The sequence below is a fragment of the Photorhabdus akhurstii genome (assembly GCF_018448925.1).
GTDB classification, from domain to species: domain Bacteria; phylum Pseudomonadota; class Gammaproteobacteria; order Enterobacterales; family Enterobacteriaceae; genus Photorhabdus; species Photorhabdus akhurstii.
The window spans coordinates 102741-123219 of record NZ_RCWE01000002.1 but is presented as its reverse complement, the minus strand read 5'-3'; the positions used below and the strand labels follow the sequence as shown (position 1 = coordinate 123219).

At 38.1% G+C, this 20479-nt stretch carries 17 protein-coding genes and 1 pseudogene; 8 read left to right on the top strand and 10 right to left on the bottom strand.

The genetic code is table 11. The features are described from left to right. Window positions 1–37: 37 nt before the first annotated feature. The 5 genes from stlA (at window position 38) to EAE93_RS03210 (ending at window position 5005) form a co-directional block, all read left to right on the top strand. Complete coding sequence (stlA, locus tag EAE93_RS03230) at window positions 38–1636, top strand: phenylalanine ammonia-lyase StlA (RefSeq protein ID WP_214039056.1); 1599 nt, start codon at window positions 38–40, stop codon at window positions 1634–1636. A gap of 98 nt (window positions 1637–1734) precedes the next feature. Further along, the gene (gene ydfG / locus EAE93_RS03225) at window positions 1735–2484 is read left to right on the top strand and encodes a bifunctional NADP-dependent 3-hydroxy acid dehydrogenase/3-hydroxypropionate dehydrogenase YdfG (protein ID WP_036806211.1); all 750 of its coding nucleotides are present in this window, start codon (window positions 1735–1737) and stop codon (window positions 2482–2484) included. 124 nt (window positions 2485–2608) lie between these two features. Beyond that, window positions 2609–2971, top strand: coding sequence for a DUF1283 family protein (locus EAE93_RS03220; protein ID WP_036775704.1), 363 nt, complete (start codon window positions 2609–2611; stop codon window positions 2969–2971). Window positions 2972–2993: 22 nt separating this feature from the next. Next, a complete protein-coding gene (locus tag EAE93_RS03215) occupies window positions 2994–3266 on the top strand; it encodes a DUF1161 domain-containing protein (protein ID WP_036775719.1) in 273 nt (90 codons plus the stop codon). 341 nt (window positions 3267–3607) lie between these two features. Continuing rightward, window positions 3608–5005, top strand: coding sequence for a metallophosphoesterase (locus tag EAE93_RS03210; protein ID WP_214039055.1), 1398 nt, complete (start codon window positions 3608–3610; stop codon window positions 5003–5005). Between the two features lie 102 nt (window positions 5006–5107). Here EAE93_RS03210 and EAE93_RS03205 read toward each other — a convergent pair. Further along, window positions 5108–5404 (bottom strand): annotated as a pseudogene (locus tag EAE93_RS03205) (transposase); the annotation flags it as partial. Window positions 5405–5776: 372 nt separating this feature from the next. Between EAE93_RS03205 and EAE93_RS03200 the strand changes: the two are divergent. Next, window positions 5777–6169, top strand: coding sequence for a hypothetical protein (locus tag EAE93_RS03200; RefSeq protein WP_040150683.1), 393 nt, complete (start codon window positions 5777–5779; stop codon window positions 6167–6169). A gap of 507 nt (window positions 6170–6676) precedes the next feature. Here the strand turns inward: EAE93_RS03200 and bioD are convergent. From bioD to EAE93_RS03185, 3 genes are all read right to left on the bottom strand, one after another. Beyond that, complete coding sequence (gene bioD, locus EAE93_RS03195; protein WP_214039054.1) at window positions 6677–7384, bottom strand: dethiobiotin synthase; 708 nt, start codon at window positions 7382–7384, stop codon at window positions 6677–6679. 173 nt (window positions 7385–7557) lie between these two features. Next, the gene (gene mlc, locus EAE93_RS03190; protein ID WP_214039053.1) at window positions 7558–8769 is read right to left on the bottom strand and encodes a sugar metabolism global transcriptional regulator Mlc; all 1212 of its coding nucleotides are present in this window, start codon (window positions 8767–8769) and stop codon (window positions 7558–7560) included. A gap of 130 nt (window positions 8770–8899) precedes the next feature. Beyond that, window positions 8900–9814, bottom strand: a complete 915-nt coding sequence (locus tag EAE93_RS03185) for a LysR family transcriptional regulator (protein ID WP_214039052.1) — start codon at window positions 9812–9814, stop codon at window positions 8900–8902. 144 nt (window positions 9815–9958) lie between these two features. Here EAE93_RS03185 and EAE93_RS03180 point away from each other — a divergent pair, with 144 nt between their 5' ends. After that, window positions 9959–11200 carry an MFS transporter gene (locus tag EAE93_RS03180; protein ID WP_258165490.1) on the top strand — a complete coding sequence of 414 codons (1242 nt, stop codon included), beginning with the start codon at window positions 9959–9961 and terminating at the stop codon, window positions 11198–11200. 125 nt (window positions 11201–11325) lie between these two features. On the opposite strand, the gene EAE93_RS03175 is transcribed toward EAE93_RS03180, so the two are convergent. After that, window positions 11326–11862, bottom strand: coding sequence for a hypothetical protein (locus tag EAE93_RS03175; protein WP_040150675.1), 537 nt, complete (start codon window positions 11860–11862; stop codon window positions 11326–11328). A 462-nt stretch (window positions 11863–12324) separates the two neighbouring features. Between EAE93_RS03175 and EAE93_RS03170 the strand changes: the two genes are divergently transcribed. Then, on the top strand, window positions 12325–12558 hold the full coding sequence (locus EAE93_RS03170) for an antitoxin MazE family protein (RefSeq protein ID WP_214039051.1): 234 nt from the start codon (window positions 12325–12327) through the stop codon (window positions 12556–12558). 180 nt (window positions 12559–12738) lie between these two features. Here EAE93_RS03170 and EAE93_RS03165 read toward each other — a convergent pair whose 3' ends face one another. The 5 genes from EAE93_RS03165 to EAE93_RS03145 all read right to left on the bottom strand — a co-directional run bounded on the left by EAE93_RS03165 (window position 12739) and on the right by EAE93_RS03145 (window position 20475). Beyond that, window positions 12739–17616, bottom strand: coding sequence for an RHS repeat domain-containing protein (locus tag EAE93_RS03165; RefSeq protein WP_214039050.1), 4878 nt, complete (start codon window positions 17614–17616; stop codon window positions 12739–12741). A 142-nt stretch (window positions 17617–17758) separates the two neighbouring features. Then, complete coding sequence (locus EAE93_RS03160; RefSeq protein ID WP_214039049.1) at window positions 17759–18766, bottom strand: hypothetical protein; 1008 nt, start codon at window positions 18764–18766, stop codon at window positions 17759–17761. A gap of 21 nt (window positions 18767–18787) precedes the next feature. Next, window positions 18788–19348, bottom strand: coding sequence for a hypothetical protein (locus EAE93_RS03155; RefSeq protein ID WP_110086780.1), 561 nt, complete (start codon window positions 19346–19348; stop codon window positions 18788–18790). 92 nt (window positions 19349–19440) lie between these two features. Next, entirely contained in the window at window positions 19441–19686 is a 246-nt protein-coding gene (locus EAE93_RS03150; protein ID WP_110086779.1) for an acyl carrier protein, read from the bottom strand. Window positions 19687–19698: 12 nt separating this feature from the next. Continuing rightward, a complete protein-coding gene (locus EAE93_RS03145) occupies window positions 19699–20475 on the bottom strand; it encodes a hypothetical protein (RefSeq protein WP_214039048.1) in 777 nt (258 codons plus the stop codon). Between the last annotated feature and the right edge of the window lie 4 nt (window positions 20476–20479).

The window sequence follows — 20479 nt, the reverse complement described above, 5'->3', positions numbered from 1 at the left end:
TGAAATATTATTACCATACTTATATATGGAGATTAAAATGAAAGCTAAAGATGTTCAGCCAACCATTATTATTAATAAAAATGGCCTTATCTCTTTGGAAGATATCTATGACATTGCGATAAAACAAAAAAAAGTAGAGATATCAGCGGAGATCACTGAGCTTTTGACGCATGGTCGTGAAAAATTGGAGGAAAAATTAAATTCAGGAGAGGTTATATATGGCATCAATACAGGATTTGGGGGGAATGCCAATTTAGTTGTACCATTTGAGAAGATCTCAGAGCATCAGCAAAACCTGCTCACTTTTCTTTCTGCTGGTACTGGGGACTATATGTCCAAACCTTGTATTAAAGCGTCACAATTTACTATGTTACTTTCTGTTTGCAAAGGTTGGTCTGCAACCAGACCAATTGTCGCTCAGGCAATTGTTGATCATATTAATAATGACATTGTTCCTCTGGTTCCTCGCTATGGCTCAGTGGGTGCAAGTGGTGATTTAATTCCTTTATCTTATATTGCGCGCGCATTATGTGGTATCGGCAAAGTTTATTATATGGGCGCAGAAATTGATGCTGCGGAAGCAATTAAACGCGCAGGATTGACACCACTGTCGTTAGAAGCAAAAGAAGGGCTTGCTCTGATTAACGGCACACGGGTAATGTCAGGTATCAGTGCAATTACCGTCATTAAACTGGAAAAACTATTTAAAGCCTCAATTTCTGCTATTGCCCTTGCTGTTGAAGCATTACTTGCATCTCATGAACATTATGATGCCCGAATTCAACAAGTCAAAAATCATCCTGGTCAAAAAGCGGTGGCAAGTGCATTGCGTAATTTATTGGCAGGTTCAACTCAGGTTAATTTATTAACTGGAATTAAAGAACAAGCCAATAAAGCTTGTCGTCATCAAGAAGTTACCCGGCTAAATGATACCTTACAGGAAGTTTATTCAATTCGTTGCGCACCACAGATATTAGGTATAGTGCCAGAATCTTTAGCTACCGCTCGGAAAATATTGGAACGGGAAGTTATCTCAGCTAATGATAACCCATTAATAGATCCAGAAAATGGCGATGTTCTACACGGTGGGAATTTTATGGGGCAATATGTCGCCCGGACAATGGATGCATTAAAACTGGACATTGCTTTAATTGCCAATCATCTTCATGCCATTGTAGCGCTTATGATGGATAACCGCTTCTCACGTGGATTACCTAATTCACTTAGTCCGACACCCGGCATGTATCAAGGTTTTAAAGGGGTCCAACTTTCTCAAACCGCTTTAGTTGCTGCAATTCGCCATGATTGTGCTGCATCAGGCATTCATACCCTCGCCACAGAACAGTACAATCAAGATATTGTCAGTTTAGGTCTGCATGCCGCTCAAGATGTTTTAGAAATGGAGCAGAAATTACGCAATATTGTTGCAATGACAATTCTGGTAGTTTGTCAGGCCATTCACTTGCGTGGCAATATTAGCGAAATTGCGCCTGAAACCGCTAAATTTTACCATGCAGTACGCGAAATCAGCTCTCCTTTAATCACTGATCGGGCATTGGATGAAGATATAACCCGCATTGCGGATGCAATTATTAATGATCAACTTCCTCTGCCAGAAATCATGCTGGAAGAATAAAAAGAAAATCATTGAAATTTTTTCAATCATCTCTTGACTAAAAATACAGAACCCCATTTACTGCGGGAGAAACAGTACGAGTAAACAAGGGGTTTTGTATGATCGTTTTTGTGACAGGAGCAACTTCAGGTTTTGGTGAATCAATTGCCAGAAGATTCATTCAAAACGGTTCTAAAGTTATTGCAACTGGGCGACGTAAAGAACGGTTAGAAAAATTAAAAGCTGAACTAGGTGATAACTTTTACTTTGTTCAACTTGATGTCACTGATCGGGCAGCTATCAACCAGGTTGTAGAACAATTACCAAAATCACTCCGTCCTATCGACATTTTAGTCAATAATGCAGGTTTGGCGCTTGGATTAGAACCTGCTCATCTGGCTAACCTGGATGACTGGGAAATAATGATTGATACCAACGTCAAAGGGCTTGTCAATATGACCCATGCTCTGCTGCCCGGAATGGTGGAAAGAAATCATGGGCATATTATTAATATCGGTTCTACCGCTGCAAGTTGGCCATATTCCGGTGGAAATGTTTACGGCGCAACTAAAGCCTTCGTCAAACAGTTTAGTTTAGGCTTACGAGCCGATTTACAGGGAAAAAATATCCGTGTTACTGATATAGAACCCGGTTTAGTGGGTGGAACTGAGTTTTCTTTAATCCGTTTTAAAGGCGACAATGATAAAGTAAATAAAACCTACGATGGCACTCAGGCATTAACCGCTGAAGATGTCGCCGAGGCTGTTTTTTGGGTCGCCAATTTACCTGCCCATGTCAACATTAATACACTAGAAATGATGCCGGTTTGCCAATCATTTGCTGGACTTAGTGTACATCGGAATGAATAATCACATTCTTCTTGATAATTTGTTGAACATCTTGCTGCTATCTTATAATTTATCTATCTGATAGTTTCTTATTGTGCCATCTAAATTGGCTCCATCTCTTTCAAGAGTTCCAAGAGGATAAAAGATGAATATTTGTAATTCTTTGATATTAAAAGCTATGCCAGCTATCGCTCTGGCAATACCACTGTTATGGCAAACGCCGGCATTAGCGGCAACTTGTACTGCCGGAAGTACCTGTGTCACCGTGAATGGCAGCGGAGATTCTGTGCTCGATAAAGAAGCCGCCCGTCAAAGCAAAGAACAATGGGATGAAACCAAAAATCTTCGCACTAAGGTTAATAAACGTGCCGAGAAAGAGTTCGACAAGATCGATAAAGCCATTGATGCTCGTGATGCATGTATGAAAAGTACCAATATCAATGCTTACTGGGAACCCAATACCGAACGTTGTTTAGACAGCAATACAGGTATGCCTATCAGACCGTAATATAAAGGTAATGATAATGAAGATGAAAAAAGCACTTTTATGCAGTGCATTGCTCTTTACCCTACCCCCATTTGCCCTTGCTGCACAAGCTTCATGCGAAAGCGTGAAAGAACAAATTGCGCAGAAGATTATCAATAATGGTGTGCCGGAATCTGGCTTTAAATTGGAAATTGTTGCTAATGACCACGTTGAACAAGCCGGTAGTAAAATCGTTGGGCATTGTGAAAATAATGCCAAAAAGATTGTGTATACCCGGCAAGGAAACCAATCTCAACCTCATCCGACCGCCAAATAGACCCACATCATCTTTCTGAAGGAAAACACATACAGTTCAGAGAAAATATTACGCCAATATTTTACCATTGATGAGTAGAGGTCGAGGCTATGCGCTTCGGCCTTCTATTATCTCTCGGTGAACAGAACATTAGTGGCGTTTTCCATAACAAGTTGTTCCTGCATGATAACCCTAATATAGTTTCATATGTAAACCATTAGTTTTTTTAAAACTGACAATCCAAATAATCAACTCTAATATCATAACGTTTTGAAACATAAATATTTGCCGAATAATTATGGTGAATTAAATATCTTATTTGCTCAAAAGATCATATTAAAATTTTAAAATAGGAGACCGTTATGAGTGATCTTATCGCTAAGAAAATTCTCTCTATCATGGTGTTTTTAATAGCATTAGCTATATCAGGATGTAACGCTGTCGCAGGAAATCAGACAGAAACCGAGACTTTTAATGGTAGCGGCAGTGAGCAATATGTAAAAATTTATTTGCATAATAATACATCACATTTATTAATGGCGGAAAAAATAGACTTGCTTTGGGGAAGTTGGATTGAAAGCCCATTGTCATCAATATCCGCATATAGTCGCGATTCATTTGCCTCAAAAGGTAAGATTTTTAGTGGCACTGAAGGCAAAATTATTTATCGTTTACCCAATGGTGAGGGTAAGTTAAACATTCACTGGAGTCTTTCATATTGGGGTGCTCAGAACCACAATATCTATCTCTCCGAAGTACCCGCTAATTATAAAGTTGAGAAAACAGTTAAAAGCTCATCTTCTTCAGGTATAAAGATTGATATTTATCTCACTGAACAAAATGTCAATAGCAATTATAAAATTGCCGTGATGTCAGATCCCCAACCGTGGCGTTTAGATCCTGAAAGAGGTGATCCTAATGCCGACAAAGAACCGTGGGAAGAATTAAATAAAAAAGTAGCAAACAGTATCAATAGTATTTATGAAAGCAATCATCTTGCTTTTGGCATCGTTAATGGTGATCTTACCGAGTTTGGACGTGCTAGTACCAGAAGAAGCCTTGATAAGATATATACATCAAAAATCAAATTCCCACTATTTATGGGATTAGGAAATCATGATTATGCAAATAATGTTGATGATTGTACTTCACCAGAAAATCTTGATTTCAGCCGTAATGCCTGCGCCAGATCCGCAGTATTTGATATGGCAGAGAGAATAAGTGATTATAGTAAAGAACTGAATAATTTCTCCTATGATTATGACCATGAAGCATGGAAAGGAAGTTTATCTTATTCATGGGATTTTGGTGATATTCATTACGTTCAATTGCAAAATTATCCTACCTATAGCGTCAATTTGAACCACTATATCAGTCCAACCGTTTATATTACAAAATCCCTTGATTGGTTGGAAAGCGATCTTAAATCTGCTCAAACAAGAGGAAAGGCTGTAGTTTTAAATTTTCATGATGGGTATGACCATTTTATTACCAACAGCAGTTATGCTGAAAAAGAAAAATTTAAATCACTGATTAAAAAATACAACGTTATGGCTGTTTTCGTCGGACATTCACATGTTCTTAAAGAATACAACGCCCCCATCTTTGTAAATGCAAGAGTCTATGACAGCGGAGCACTATTTAAAGGTGATTTCTTTATCATTAATGTTAACAAAAAATGCATGCAAATATCTGCATATAATGGAATAGATGGTATTCCTAGGTTTGTTAAAAAAATGACAAGTGTTTGTGGTAAATAGAGATTAAGCCAATTATATCGGGTTGAGATCTTAGGTTAATGATAAACCTCACTTTTTCTCAAGTGAGGTTTTCTTATTGATTGCTTATATACCCAATGGATTTCAAGATGCAGTTTTTAGCACCTGAAAATGGTCGTTAATTCCAGACATCAACGAGTCCGCTATATCAGGTAGCGTTGTGGTAAAAAATTTGAATACTTTGTCTCGAAATTCATGTTTATCAGCGAAATAACGGTTATTTCGAACAGGTTCATTCATAACCTTCCATAATCGTTCTATCGGGTTTAAATTTGGGCTATATGAAGGAAGGTAATGTCACTCAATGTTGCTAACATAAGCCTACTCCTCCACAAGACGAGCTTTGTTGTCACCCGCACCATCCACAATAAGATGAATTTTTTAATATTTGCCATTTATTAACCATCCTGAATTCGATGATAGGAATATTTTTGATATTACGTCACAAATATCACCCGCTAAAACACCATTATCTCAAGAGGAGATACAAGCTCATATTGCTGCCGGCAATAAAAGAAGAAATAAAAAAAGCAAATAATCTTATTATTAGGGAGTAGCATAGGATGCTCCCCTGATAACATTGCTGATAAAAGATCACAGGAAACAATGTACTTGATTAGAAAACCGAACTCTTTAATAAATTTACCCGCTCTTAATTAATAAAACCGACAAAGAAAAAAATAACTTGCATAAAATAACTTATTTTGGTAGCTATAATTGAGAATACTAATGTCAACAATGAGGGCAAACTGAATGACTAAATTCATCCTTACGCTGTCTATTATCCTTGGTCTTACAGGGTGTGTTTCGCAGAAACAACCACTTTCTCTTGATTACATCGCAGGTAATGAAACATTTCATTTATCCAAACCTTGTATAGAACAAGCTCTTCCTGTAGGAGAAGTCGGTGATGATTTAGCTGTGAATGCTAATAACATTTTTATTAAGGTTAAAAAAGGACTGAATTGTAGTGACCGGTTCAAACTTTTTTTAGCAAGAAACTTAGGGAAAGAGTTGTTTATTTACTTTGACGGTAAGCCAGTCATAAAAACCAGACTAGTTTCTATGATTCATCCAGAAGAAGGCTTCCATCAAGCAATAGAATCGAAATCATTGTCAGATGGAATTCTTAGATCCTTGAATTAATGAAAAGCCTATGGTTGCTACTCTTGTGTTTCATTTATCCATCAAAAAAAGCAAACCATAGGCTCAACTTTAAGCGTTGTAAATGATCCTAATGTCAACCCACGGTCCCCATGTTAATGGCGGTGCCCAACCTTGCCTTATCGTCATAACAACCTCCTTCCCAATCAGACCATAATTACGAATGGTATTTATAAGATAGACTGTCACAGCATATATGCACATTTTTTTATGTATTTTTTCAGTATATATTACATCCTTGTGTGATTTATATAAGTGAATTCAAAAATTATCGCTTTTATCAGAAAAAAACCAAGATCACGGTTTATAAAAAACACAAAATAATTAGACAGAAAATTAACTAAATTCTAATTAATATAAAATTATAACTCATTATAGTAATATTTTATGTAGATTAATGAGTTATTAAATGATATATATCCAAAATGGAGGAAGGTAATGATCTCCATTTCGGATAAAATCAAGCATCTTCAATGATTACGGGTATATTTATGTATATTGGCTCTCTATACCAACTTCACTCTCACTTCCCCCAACTTGTTTAAATATAGTGGCGACATCCAAGTAGCAGGATAAATCTTTCTCTTCGGGGCGTAAAATATAAGGAATTTCACCTAACTGTGGCGCATTAATGTGACGGCGTAACCTATCCATCACTTTCGTATAGTGCGATAAACCAGGATTAATTCTGTTAGCTACCCACCCGACTAATTGCAACCCATCATTTATTATTGCCTGCGAAGTTAAAATTGAATGATTTACACAGCCTGGCTGAATACCAACAACTAAAATGACCGGGATTTTTTCCCGAATCACCCAATCAAAATAAAAAGTTTCATCATCCAGTAATACACGCCAGCCACCGTTACCTTCAATAATAACGCGATCTGATTTATTACTAAGATTATTCAATCCTTTTTTCATCTGCTCGAAATCAACCTGATTGCCTTCACAATACCTGCTTTTCCAGATAACTGGGTTAATTTCTTCATATTTAAGCGGAACGGGAGAAGAGTTTTGTAGAATTACGCCATCTCGATTACGCATACCTTCTTCTGTTTCATACCCTTCTGTGGCTATAGGTTTATACCCTACTGCCGTTGCTCCGTCACGATTAAAAACTTGTAATAATGCACGGGTAACAACTGTTTTACCTATGTTGGTATCTGTCCCCGTAACAAATAGGCGCGTTAACATAAATTCTGTTTTCCATAATGACAGATGAAATCCGGTTAATGAGCGCTTAAGTCTAGAGGATACAAAGATAAGGGAGATTGCGTTAGCTCAATGTTTTGTTTAATTGCTGCGTCAATTTAGCCAAAAAACGATATAAAGTTAATATTACAACCAGAGAACCACTATCAAGCATATTATCCCTTCATTAAATTGATCAATAATGAACCATCATATAAAGCTTTTTTAACTGATGCTACCGCAGATAATGTGCCTGAATTATTGAATTTTGTCGCAACTAACTCAATCTGTTTGCTATAAGCAGGTAAAGAGTATCGTTGAATACATTCATTAATCACCGGATACAAAACTTGCTGTGAAGCATTAAGGGGAGAACCTATCAAAATTTTTTCTGGGTTAAATAAATTAACCATAATTGCGATAATATGACCAATTTTCACCCCGATATCACGAATAATATCCATTGCCAAAGTATCGCCGTTATTAACCGCCTGACAGAATGATTCAATAGTCAGTGGTTCACAGTTCAGTAAAGAATCTGGTAGCACCGTCAACTGCTGTTTTGCTCTGGATAAAATATGGCTGATACCCGCAACCGTTTCCAAACACCCCAAATTCCCACAATAGCAGCGTTTACCATCAGGTTCAGCCTGAATATGCCCTATCTCCATTACACCGCGGTTGCCAGCATGTAATGTTTGTCCCTCAATAATCACGCCAATGCCAACATGTTCATCAATGACCATTTGGATAATATTCTGACAATTTTTTGCCGCTCCATATAATGATTCAGCTATTGTCCAGGCGGTTGTTTCATGTTGAAGAAATACCGGTAATCCCGTACGACGATGCAGATATTCGCCTATTGGTAATTCCTGAATCTGGTAATAAGGGAAACTGTGGATTAAACCCTTGGTCGGATCAACAATGGCATTTATAGTCATGCTAATTGCCGTCAGACGCTCAAGACGAGATTGATAGCGGCCGAAAAATGCATCAATCTCATCAATAATACTATCTAAAAAGGATTTTTCCTTGTTGACCGGTAATGGCAATACATCTTCAACAATTAACTTGCTGCTTAAATCACGCAGTCCCAATATTAAACTTCCCAAGTTAATGCTGACACACAGGAAATGCCAACTTTCAGAATCAAGCTTCAATCCGGTCGCCGGACGCCCTCTGAATCCTAAATCCAGAAATTCCGTTTCCATGACTAAGTGCGCATCGACCAATTCGCGGACAATCTTAGTAATACTGGCTGGAGCAAGTTGAGCTTTTTTGGATAGCTCAATACGGGAAATTGGACCATATTGATCAATTAACCGATAAACAGTACCAATATTAATCTGTTTTATCTGATCAATATGCCCTGGTTGTCCATCCATTATTTACCCTTTTACGCTCTAATTAATTCATGTTTCAAAATAATTGTTGGCTGATTATGTCGAGGTTTTAGGCAAAAAGTATGATTCTTTCAGTAAATATGTGATATTCAGCACGAAATTTAGCTGATTTCTACTTACTTTTTCCATTTAATATATTAGATATGAGTAGGTTTATCAGCCTGTCTGCCGCGGCCGATATTGGCCGATTCTTGTGATTTACCAACCAGACTTCAGAGCAAGGATGGTTATCAACTAATGGAATATACTGGACACCATCCACTTTCATGCGAGTAAAAGATTCAGTCACAACACTGACGCCTAATCCCGCAGAAACCAGCCCAAGAATGGTCATTGCTTCGCCTGCTTCCTGTGAAATCATTGGTGTCACACCTGCTTGAGCAAGTAATGTGATGATTTCATCATACAAAGCAGTCCCTACTTCGCGTTCAAAAAGCACCATCGGATAACCTGCCAACATTTCCAGCTTTATTCCCTGCGGAGCATATTGCAGCAAAGGATGTCCATCATAAACAGCAAGCATAAAAGGTTCTCGAAATAATAGCCGATACTCAAGATTATCCGGCAATTGAGTATTACGCATGATGCCGACATCGATCCGTCCAGTCAGTAATGGCGCAATCTGTTGTTTAGTATTCATCTGATGCATATGAATAGCGACTTCCGGGTAACGTTCCCGAAACTGCCGTAAACTCAGAGTAACTTTATGCATAAAAGGCGTCGTAGAAGTGAAACCGATAGACATTTCACCTAATTCTCCTTTTTGCATTCTTGCTGCTTTAGTTGCAGCAGCATCAACCTGAGCCAAGATCTGATAAGCTTCTTTCAGAAACATATTACCTGCCGGCGTCAAACTCACATTCCGGTTATCACGTTCTAACAACCGCGCATTTATACTATTTTCAAGTGATTGAATTTGTTGGCTTAACGGAGGCTGTGAAATATTAAGCCGTTCTGCCGCGCGACCAAAATGTAATTCCTCTGCCACTGCAATAAAGTAGCGTAAATGCCGTAATTCGATGGCCATAATCACCTTTGAGATCTAATACATATTATTATTAATGATTAATATATTAGACAAAATATTTTGCAATTCATATGCTTGATCTCCATAAAAATACCAGCTAGCTAATGAGTTAAGTAAGGAAATTATGTGAGTACCAGCCATAGTATCAGTGAAAATCCGACTCCTGATAATCATCTTGTCCAACATGTTCAAAACAAGAAAAGTTATATCCAGAAAGGCGATCCTCTATATGTTAAAGTTACATTGTCACTCTTTACTGTAGGATTAGCTGCATTTGCCCTACTCTATTTCATTCAACCAATCTTACCCATGTTGTCGGATGATTTTGGCGTTTCTCCCGCTACCAGTAGTTTATCTTTATCCCTTTCAACTGGCATGCTGGCATTAGGCTTATTAATCACAGGCCCTCTGTCTGATGCTATTGGCCGTAAAAATGTGATGGTAACGGCACTATTTGCCGCTGCACTTTTCACTTTACTCAGTGCATATATAACCAGTTGGCATGGAATTCTGATTGTACGCGCTCTGGTTGGTTTGTCTCTTAGTGGCGTAGCCGCCGTTGCAATGACTTATCTTAGTGAGGAAATCCACCCTAATTTTGTTGCTTTATCAATGGGACTTTATGTTAGTGGTAATTCTATTGGCGGCATGAGTGGGCGATTAATATCAGGTGTTATCACTGATTATTTCTCATGGCGGGTTTCTGTTATCGTACTAGGTTTATTAGCATTAATTGCGGCAATGATGTTTTGGCGTATGTTGCCTGAATCGCGACATTTTAGGCCAAGCTCTCTCAAGCCTAAATCTTTATTAATCAATTTGAGATTACATTTTCGTGATAAAGGATTGCCATTACTGTTTTTTGAAGCCTTTTTACTCATGGGCGGCTTTGTTACCCTATTTAATTACATAAGTTATCGTTTATTAGACTCACCCTATCACTTTAATCAATCAATTGTCGGCATGTTATCTATTGTTTATTTGGCAGGGACATACGGCGCCTCTAAAGTTGGCACATTAACCCATCAATATGGGCTTGGAAAAGTGCTGATCGCGACGATAAGTATGATGCTAATCGGTACGCTTATTACCCTATTTTCATCTGCGGTGATGATTATCATTGGGATGATAATCCTTACTTTTGGTTTCTTTGCCGCACATGCTGTTGCCAGCAGTTGGGTCGGACGTCGGGCGCGACGGGCCAAAGCACAAGCATCTTCCCTTTATCTGTTTTGTTATTACTTTGGTTCAAGTGTGGTTGGTACTTTTGGTGGTATATTTTGGCTCCAATCAGGTTGGAATGGCGTTGTTTTATTTATTGCTATTCTTCTCTTTTTGGCCCTACTTTTAGGGTTTAAACTCGCCAAACTTCCAGAGGCAAGATAATAGAAAAGAGAGAATGAGCCGCACTCACTCACCCCGGTCACATAGTTATCTATACTCCCGGGGATTCGCTCCCTTACCGTCGCGACGCATCTTGAAATCCATTGGGTATATAACCAAACCATTCACTAATTAATAATAACTTGAAAATCAGTAGAAATTAAATTTGCTAAAAAATTTGAACTCACTTTGTTTTTCACAAAAAAAGATAGATTTGGAAAGATAGAACCTTTACCACTATAACTCAATTCACCCTCTTTTATAATATAACAACAGGGTTCAATTAAATTTATGCTGTACTCTCCGGCACCAGTATCATCGGAATATATGCCAAAATTATCAAAACCGTTCTCAACATATTCCCCATTATTGAAAAACCAATCTTGAGTTGGCTTCTCCCTAGACATTTCTGCGGTAAAATTTCGTGGAGTGAAAAACTGGGCTTTAAATGTAAATGCAAGATAAAGATTTGAAATATTTGGATAACAAAATAAGTTGCGAAATTCTGAAATATTCTGGCCATTCAACCATATAAATCCTGGAGTACCAATGCGAAAATTCAAATTCTCCGCCTTCCACTTCTCTATCTTTCTATCGGGTGCCAATGGGAATTTCATCACGATACCATTTGGAGCATATTTGTTTACATAAATATTAGTCATCATTGTGCCTCATTTTTTAATTGATTTACTTGGCTCAATAGCCCCAACCTTGTTTATTATCTCTTTTTCACAGTATAATGCCATAATCTGATTACCGCTAATATTCCACGATCAAAATCACTTCATATTCATCACATTGCTAAGAAAATAACAAGATGATTAAGGAGATAGTAAAATACCGAAATTTATTTAGGATAAGCCCAAAATATTCACCTGCTGAAAAATTATTATCAACACTGATATCAATATTAAAATAATATACAGGAAGATTATTCCCATGTGGGAATAAACAGGAAATCGAGTAACGAGAATACACCGGATTAATACCTTAAAAACTTTTTGGGATTTTAACTCGATATCTCTGCCTACATTGAGAGAAAATTTACAACAATTTTTACTAACGTGTCGCATGTAACGTTTTTTTGGTTATATTATAGACATCGTTACATGTCACGAGGGTGAAGTATGAATAAGGTTGCAGATCGTGTCAGAAAACACAGACAACAGCTCAGGATGTCAGGATTAAGGCCCGTTCAAATATGGGTGCCTGATACACGCCTTCCTCATTTTAAAGAAGAGTGTCGGCGTCAAAGCCGTCTGGCTATGGCAACACAGGACAAGGAAACGGATACACTATTAGAAAACGCGATAAATGAACTAGCTGATTCAGGAGACTGGGAGTCAAGCGGGGAGACTTGATAACAGTCGCTCTACAAGGGGCTACCACTTTTCCGGGTGATGATCGAGCTTCTTCCTGAAACAAATCTTGAAAAACCGTCACAGGTCATGATTGATAAAACCATGACTCTCCCGAAAGAAAGAACTAAGGCGGCATCCATGTCGCCCCTTGGTTATTATTTCGTTCAGCCCGCAGAATCTTTATATGGTCAAACGGCCTCGCAACACATTACGGGTTTCAACAGACGATTGACTAAATAGATTTCCGGTACTATTTCGAAATGCTTGATTCACTTCAACGGCTCGAATAGATGGGTGAACATTTACCGCTTCCGGCTCCAATTGCGTAAGACGAGATAAAGTATAGGCTTCGCTTCCTTCAGAAGTGCCTGCCGACGAACTGAGTTCCCAAGTATGATGATTCACTGCATAAGCAGTACGTGCAAGGTTGATTAGCCCCGAGGTTGTTGACACAGCGCCAAAACCCACAGAGACCCATCCCAAGATATTCGCCGCATTCGCATTACTATCCGCCACAGCGGAAGCTGCTATTCCGGTAGAGAGTGCCACGGCATTCGCACTCAATGACACCGTGGATAAAGCAATATCCCAGCGTCTGCTAGAACGACTGGCAATTTCACCAAATTCAATCGGTACTGACCCGATAACACCCGTGCTGACCGCTTGAGAACCACTCCGTGCCGATTTTACCAGCGAAGAGGTAAAGGTTATTGCGCTGATGCCAAAACTTAAAACCCCCAACCCCGCACTAATCCAATTTAATATTCCGGCTGTTTTCGGATCTTTTTCCGATAATGCCGCTGACGCAATCCCTATCGAATCAGCCGCCAATCCAATGACAGTCGCAGTAACTGCAAGTGTACTGGTAGAAGCAATCGCCCCCAGAGCGCCCCCTGCGGCAATTAAACCTGCGCTAATTGCCGCGCCAGCTCCCAGTGACACAATGCCCACAATGATACCAATTGCCCCTAGCACAATGCCTAATATCCCGCCGGCACTAAGATGACCGTTCAGATCAATCCGGTTTATGGGATCGCCCTGGCAATAAGTGTAGGGATTAACCCCTCCCCGACCAAAAGGACTCCAACTGTCGGGGCTATGAAACCTCATGAGAACCGGGTTGAAAACACGATATCCGTTACCTAAGAAATACCATCCTGTTACCGGATCGATCTGCGCACCATTCAAACCCGGTAATGAAGAAATTAAACTCCTAAAGCCATAAGGGGTGTAGGATAAAGCCATCAACTCGTTTTCGTTTTGGCTGGCTACAACCGTACTATTATGGTCAGTACCATATTGATAGTAGACCGACTGGCCGTTCTTGGTACTCTGATGACCAAGCCGTTGCTTATCGCTGTTCAACCAGGTAATGGTTTCATCTCCTAATTGAACATTCGTCACTTTACCTGATGCATAATACTGACGATTCATCGTACCATTCGCTAAAACTTGTGCGGTTAATTTGTTCAACGCATCATACTGATATTGGCATACCAGATTACCCTTACTATCTTTAACCTGTACCAAGCGATTATTCTGATCGTAAATAAGCGTCTGCCCTTTTTCGTCGCGCGTCAGATTACCGTTGGCATCATAACTTAACTCTATTTGCTGTTTGTCGCTGGTAATACGAATAAGTTGAGTTGGATCAGTTTGACTGAAATGATAGTCCACTGTTTCCTTACCATCTCGATATGTATTATCAATCCGTTTAATATTTCCCCATTGGTCATAATGATAAATCTGTTGATTTAACACACGCCCGGTATGATCAACCGGAGATTGCTCCCCTTCGCATTGGTACTGGCTTAAGCGTTGATTACTATCATATTGATAACGTTCATTTTTCATAACCACCCCATCGACGGAGGTGATACGTTGACTAATTTGATTATTCTTTGTGTAGCTTAAAGTCATTACTTGTATTGAGAAGTCGCTAATTAGCGAGCGTTTTATTTCTCGATCAAAAACATCGTATTCGATTTTTGTAACTAATTGGGATAATGATGTTGCGTCTTTTGTTGTCGTTGTTATCAACCGTCCAACATTGTCATATTCAAATGTAGCGTATTGTGAGCCCTGCTCTGTTTTAACTAATCTCCCTTGTCCGTCATAACTATAAACATGATCATGAGCAAAACTATCTCTATGACGCTGAATCAAGCCGGACATCGTATAACGGTAATCGCCCGATGAAACGGGTTTATTATCCCGAGAAAGCGATTCGTGCTGTAATACACCCGATGGGAAATAACTGTAATTACTCTGGGATACTCCCTCTGACGCAGATAATAATGCCCCCGTTTTCGGGTGATAACGAAAGTTTTGTTGGCTCGTCTCTGTGGTAAATTTGGACATCACACTGCCGAGAGAGTAAAGATAATCAATGTTTTGTTTATTATGCGCAGGAGTGACAGACTGAATAGGTTTATCACCTTGAGGACCATATAAATATTCGGTTTTACGGCCACCCACCGTATCGCTGGTTACTCGCCCAAGACCATCATAAACTAATGAACCTAATTGTGTTCCATTCACGTTCAGCGCAGAAATCAATTCTTCATGGCTAAAGCTTGCATAAGCGGATTCTAATATTGTTCTGTCTGGCAACGTTTTTTTCACTATACGATCAAATACATCGTATTCAATCTGGGTAGCATAACCTTCCGCATCAGTTTCAGTCACCGTACGGCCAAATCCATCATAACGATAGGTGCGAGTGCTATATATCACACCATCAGGATACACAACTTTGATTGAGGCCGGTTGCTCAAAGCTATTTTGCTGAATATTTAACATCCCCAATCCTTTGACCCCTTGAATAATTGTCCTCGTAATCGGGTCATGGATTTCCAGTTCTATCCGACCATCGCTGTATTCAGTGCTGTAACGATTTCCCCAACCATCATATTGATAGGTTTTCGTTGTCACCAAAGGAGTAGTCAGACGAGTCAAAGGATTAGCAGATAAATCCCATAACCAATCATTTGAAATTTCTTTAATCAATTGCCCCAAAACATCATATTGTCTGGCAAGCACTTTGCGATATGTGCCTTGATAAATTCCCGATGTTCCCCAAGTACTATCATCATCTTGTTCTTCAATCGAACAAATACGCCCCTGTCCATCGTAATGGGTTTTACGCCTGACACCTTGGGAATCAATTTCTATCATCACCGGCCAAAAATCATTTTCGTCCCCACCGGGATATTGATAAACATAATTACGTTTAACTTCTTTTGTCGTGCCAGGGTCAATAATTTGACCTGTAATTCGGCCCAAAAGATCATAAGACTGATCTGTAATCACACGGTTCACATCAACTTTACGAAGCTGCCGATGTGTATAAATAGAGGTCACATTTTTCGATTCCATATGCGCGCCATCAAACCCCGTCACTGTAGAGTTTGTGGTCATCTCATTTTCGGAATATTCATATTTAAATGTTGTCACCGTTTGTTGGTTATTCATTACCGACGTTATTTTCGCTAACGATCCATGAGATTTACTCGTCGGTGAATTAACATAGCTAAAGGTTCTCACTATTTTACTATCTATGGTTTCTGAAGCTTTGCTGACATATTCCTTTATATAAGCACCTGTAAAAGTGGGCAATTTTTGATATGTGTAATTAGTCACTCTATTTGCGACACTTTGAGCGGCATCAGGCGATCCTTTTTGCGTAGCTGATTTTAAAAATCGGGAAAAACCTAATGGATCGGCAGGACAATTATTACCTTCACCCTTCACCGGATAATAAACGTATTCTTTCTGTATCCCACTGGTCTCAGTAATAAGTAGAGTATTTCCCCAATCATCGCTTTTAATATTAACCGTCTCTTCTCGTGAAGTATTGGTCTGTAAGTCTGTATAACGCGTTAATACCCGAGATGGTTGTTGTAAATTTTCTGGTTGCTCGGAGAAACTTTTTGACGGATCTTCATTATAAGTAATTTCTGTTGTAATTCTCTTATTATCTTGCGTTCTCGCTTCTTTGGTCATTAAATGGAATTTATTAAACACTCTTTCTGTTACTGAAATGACATTTTGACCATCTAAAACCCGTTCAATGGATGAATAGGTATATTTCCCTGTAACCAGATACAAATTATCCTGGCTAGAATCAAAGCTTGTCCGACCAGAAGAATAGCCCAAGAAATTATGTACTGAACTATATTCATAGGATTTGCTGATCGCGGGTTGCCCATTACCCGGTTGAATAATCAATGCCGCAGCATAAGGAATAGACTCCGAGTCCGTTACTTTATGCCCATTCTCTTTATAACTCACCAGTTCAACATAACCTGTTGGTGTACGAAAAGCACTAATAACCGGAAATATTCCTTTTAATGTCTGATAGGTCATCTTAAATCTGGCAGAATCAATAGGACCAGAAGCATCATAAGGTACAGTCACAGTAATAAGGTAATCATTACGATAATCGAATGAAATTTTGGCTGAGATATTATTATCATCTGGGTATTCAACTGATGTACAATTATTTCCAGAGTAATTGAGTTTAAGATAAGTTTTACCCGTCACACGGTATTTTATTTCGGATAATGCAAATCTTGAATTATAAATTAAATCAAATGCTTCACCATCAGGAAATTCAAGCGCCACCGTTTTTGCAATGTCACTCGATCCAATTCGTTTCAGTGTTTCTATAATGCCATTTTTGTTATAAACATAGAAGGTATTGCTATCGAGTTTATATACGCGCAAATCTTTTAACTTTTTATCTTTAAAGCTAATATCATTATTATTAGGCGGCAATGGCTTACATTTAAATTGCTCTCCATTTGCCCGGCTAAATGTGAGTGTTTTTACATCCAATGTTGTTAATGAAAATCGCCATCCAATCCCAAACCCATTATTTAACGTTGTTAATGGCGAGAATGATAGATTAAGAACCTGCTCAACATTACCGACATTATTTGGTCTTAACGTGATAATATTGATATTTGCGCTATATTGACCTGTTCTGGGATCGACACCGGTATTAATATAAGATCCAAAATTAAATGCATTGGAATATATATCGTTAACTTTCATATTAAATTTCCATTATTTTAGGTTAAATATTATTATCAACTCATTCTCATGCAATAAGAGATATATTTCAATAATATTTATCAAATTGCTGGTAAACGTATAATTGATTACCAGCAATAGTAGGTAAAGGAAGGAATTTAACTTATATTCGCGTTATTCTCAGTTCACGTCCTTCATCATTAGGTGATATCCTAAATTTATGTTGACAACCGTAATTATCAATAATAGTGATATCATGGTGTTTATTAAAATAGTCACTTGTCCATGAACATCCTGTAACATGGAGTACTTCAGCCGCAAGCTGAGTGTCTGGAACAGTCACAGTATAATCATAGTTCATAATACATCCACCCTGCATATTATCACGAGCATTTACCCTTGAACTTCCTCGTTTAAATACCCTTCCTCTTGTCAGAAACCTATTATCTGATGAGTCTTTACCAAGCTCATATACTCTATTAACAGTCCTGTCATTACCGTCAAAAACCCTCAAACGATAGGGTAGCGTCCATTTGTAAAGATTAATTGTCTGGTGATGGGTATCCGATTTTGTAGGATTTTCTTCCTCATCGAATAATATATCTATCTCCTCATGCAACTGATTGGCATTAATTTCATAAGGTGCAATAGCTTCTAATGAAATCTTACTGTCAAAAACATCATCACCAACTGACATATTAGTTGTTAGTGTACGTTTCCCCACTGTATCTTCGAATGTCATTTTTGCCATCAACTGTTCTATTCCTGTTTTACTGCTACTTACATAACGATAGATAATTTCAGGCACACTCTTAACATCCAAACTCTGTTGATGATTTTCGCTTGTACCGCAATCTCCAGCATAACTTGTAATCGGTTCATCAAAGACAGCATTATAAGTACTATTCAATAATCCGAAGTCATATTTATCTCGAACATCTGTTGTTTTCCATCCTGACGGCATTCTTAATTGATCATAGCTCAGACTATCACTTAATGCCGCCACCTGAATCGATCTTTTTTCAGCATCACTCAGCGCTACCTTTACCCAATTATTGTTCTTATATTCCTGTTTGAGTACAAAAATCTTCACCATAGATTGATGACGTCCATTAGCATAAAAACGGTTATCAGTTTTCTCAATAGTAAATGTTGTGATTTTCTTTGCCATAATATCCTCCAATCTTGTGAATTAAGCTGTAATAGAAATAATATCAAGTTCAAAGCCATAATATGGCCCCTGCAACTCAGGAATAATTCTGACGCGATAGCGTTTTGACAATTCATCTTCAAATTCCTTCAAGGCGTTCAGGATAAACTCACTGTATTTTCCTTGTGCAAAAAAGATAAATTGTGTAGTTGAAGGATTAATAGAAACATATTTACCAAGAGCATGGCGCAATGTCTTAATAAACAGTGTTCCATCTTCATTTAATTCGAACAATTTTCTGTCTGTCGTCGTTCTATCCATAAAATTTCCTTTACCTAAAAGATAAATATTTATCTCACGATAGTCACGACGCAGTATAAATTGTTTATTGATATCCAAATCGAATATTCTGGGTTTAACCGTTTTATCAAGTAAATGGTCTGGAATAACAAATTCAATCAAGAAACGACGCCCATTCACGACAATAGGCAAATGCTCTCGATCAATTGAGAAACAGCACAAATTTCCAACCCACGAAGAACCTTCTGTCTCTGTATAGGCTGAATATAAAGCAGCAATTTTACCTTTTTCTAGAATGTTCATTATAACCTCTAAATGTTAATAGTAAAAATAGGGTTAGAGTAAACGACCACCTCTCGACGAGGTGGTATAATGATGAAAATTAAAATCTCAGTTTATAAATTAGACTCTATATAATTCGTAAGTTCATTTAATGTTAAAATAGAATGATTTGAAAAAAGTTCAGCTTTAATACTAATACCATACATCTCCAATACAAAAACCTGAATTTCCACATAGTCAAGGCTATCAAATTTAAGCGAAACAAAAGAAGATTCTGGTGTTATTTCACCCTCTTCGATATCCTTCATCACTAATATTCTATTCTTTATCTTAGTAAAAATATCATTTTGTGTTGGCATTTCGCTTTCCTTTTATTTCATTTTAGAGACAATTGAAATCTTTGACACGAAAACAGGTTCTTTATCATATAAACATCGACAATGAAAAATACGAATATAGTCTTTAGGGCCATTCTTAATTATTAATGGTGGATTTAATTCAATACAGATATCCGGTGAAGATGATAATAGTGTACTATTAACAACCATTTTCTTTATTTTAATCCCTTGCCCAGTATGCAAAGTATAAGATTGATTTAGGTAATCCTGTAACTGATTAAAATGGTAGTGCTCAAAATTAAGAAATCTTGTCGAATTAATGACAAGATGAAAAGCAAGCCCATCCAGGAACCAGCCAACAGAAGTAACACTTGGGAAATAGCATCTAAAGGCAGCATACTTTTCACAAATTTCTTCTCCTGTTATTGTTAACCTTTGACAATTATCCTGAACGATCCAATCTTCAATTGACTCCACTGTATTTTCTACGCTGGTATTGCCGAACAACGTGCTTTCTTTGCCAGGGTTTTCCAATTTAAACGTTTTGTTTTTAGTATCAATTCTCAATTGATGTGGTAATGCGGTATAAACATGTTGACGGAACGACGCATCAATGTTCAATATTCCCGTTGTAAAAGCTGAAGTTAATTGAGAGAACTGTTGCCGCACATATAGCAGGCTCAACATCCCCTGCACCGGATGTTGCTGCATATTGTGTAAAGACTTACTTTTCGCTGGATAATGGATAGGATTAAAATCCCCAGAGAAATTCGACCAATGTTCAATATCTTCTATTTCAAAAATCAACATATCA

Coding starts and splice junctions, on each gene's coding strand:
- EAE93_RS03155 (WP_110086780.1), bottom strand. CDS start 19,348: ATGAACATTCTAGAAAAAGGTAAAATTGCTGCTTTATATTCAGCCTAT.
- EAE93_RS03150 (WP_110086779.1), bottom strand. CDS start 19,686: ATGCCAACACAAAATGATATTTTTACTAAGATAAAGAATAGAATATTA.
- EAE93_RS03185 (WP_214039052.1), bottom strand. CDS start 9,814: ATGGCCATCGAATTACGGCATTTACGCTACTTTATTGCAGTGGCAGAG.
- EAE93_RS03160 (WP_214039049.1), bottom strand. CDS start 18,766: ATGGCAAAGAAAATCACAACATTTACTATTGAGAAAACTGATAACCGT.
- stlA (WP_214039056.1), top strand. CDS start 38: ATGAAAGCTAAAGATGTTCAGCCAACCATTATTATTAATAAAAATGGC.
- mlc (WP_214039053.1), bottom strand. CDS start 8,769: ATGGATGGACAACCAGGGCATATTGATCAGATAAAACAGATTAATATT.
- EAE93_RS03220 (WP_036775704.1), top strand. CDS start 2,609: ATGAATATTTGTAATTCTTTGATATTAAAAGCTATGCCAGCTATCGCT.
- EAE93_RS03210 (WP_214039055.1), top strand. CDS start 3,608: ATGAGTGATCTTATCGCTAAGAAAATTCTCTCTATCATGGTGTTTTTA.
- EAE93_RS03175 (WP_040150675.1), bottom strand. CDS start 11,862: ATGATGACTAATATTTATGTAAACAAATATGCTCCAAATGGTATCGTG.
- EAE93_RS03200 (WP_040150683.1), top strand. CDS start 5,777: ATGACTAAATTCATCCTTACGCTGTCTATTATCCTTGGTCTTACAGGG.
- EAE93_RS03145 (WP_214039048.1), bottom strand. CDS start 20,475: ATGTTGATTTTTGAAATAGAAGATATTGAACATTGGTCGAATTTCTCT.
- bioD (WP_214039054.1), bottom strand. CDS start 7,384: ATGTTAACGCGCCTATTTGTTACGGGGACAGATACCAACATAGGTAAA.
- EAE93_RS03215 (WP_036775719.1), top strand. CDS start 2,994: ATGAAAAAAGCACTTTTATGCAGTGCATTGCTCTTTACCCTACCCCCA.
- EAE93_RS03165 (WP_214039050.1), bottom strand. CDS start 17,616: ATGAAAGTTAACGATATATATTCCAATGCATTTAATTTTGGATCTTAT.
- ydfG (WP_036806211.1), top strand. CDS start 1,735: ATGATCGTTTTTGTGACAGGAGCAACTTCAGGTTTTGGTGAATCAATT.
- EAE93_RS03170 (WP_214039051.1), top strand. CDS start 12,325: ATGAATAAGGTTGCAGATCGTGTCAGAAAACACAGACAACAGCTCAGG.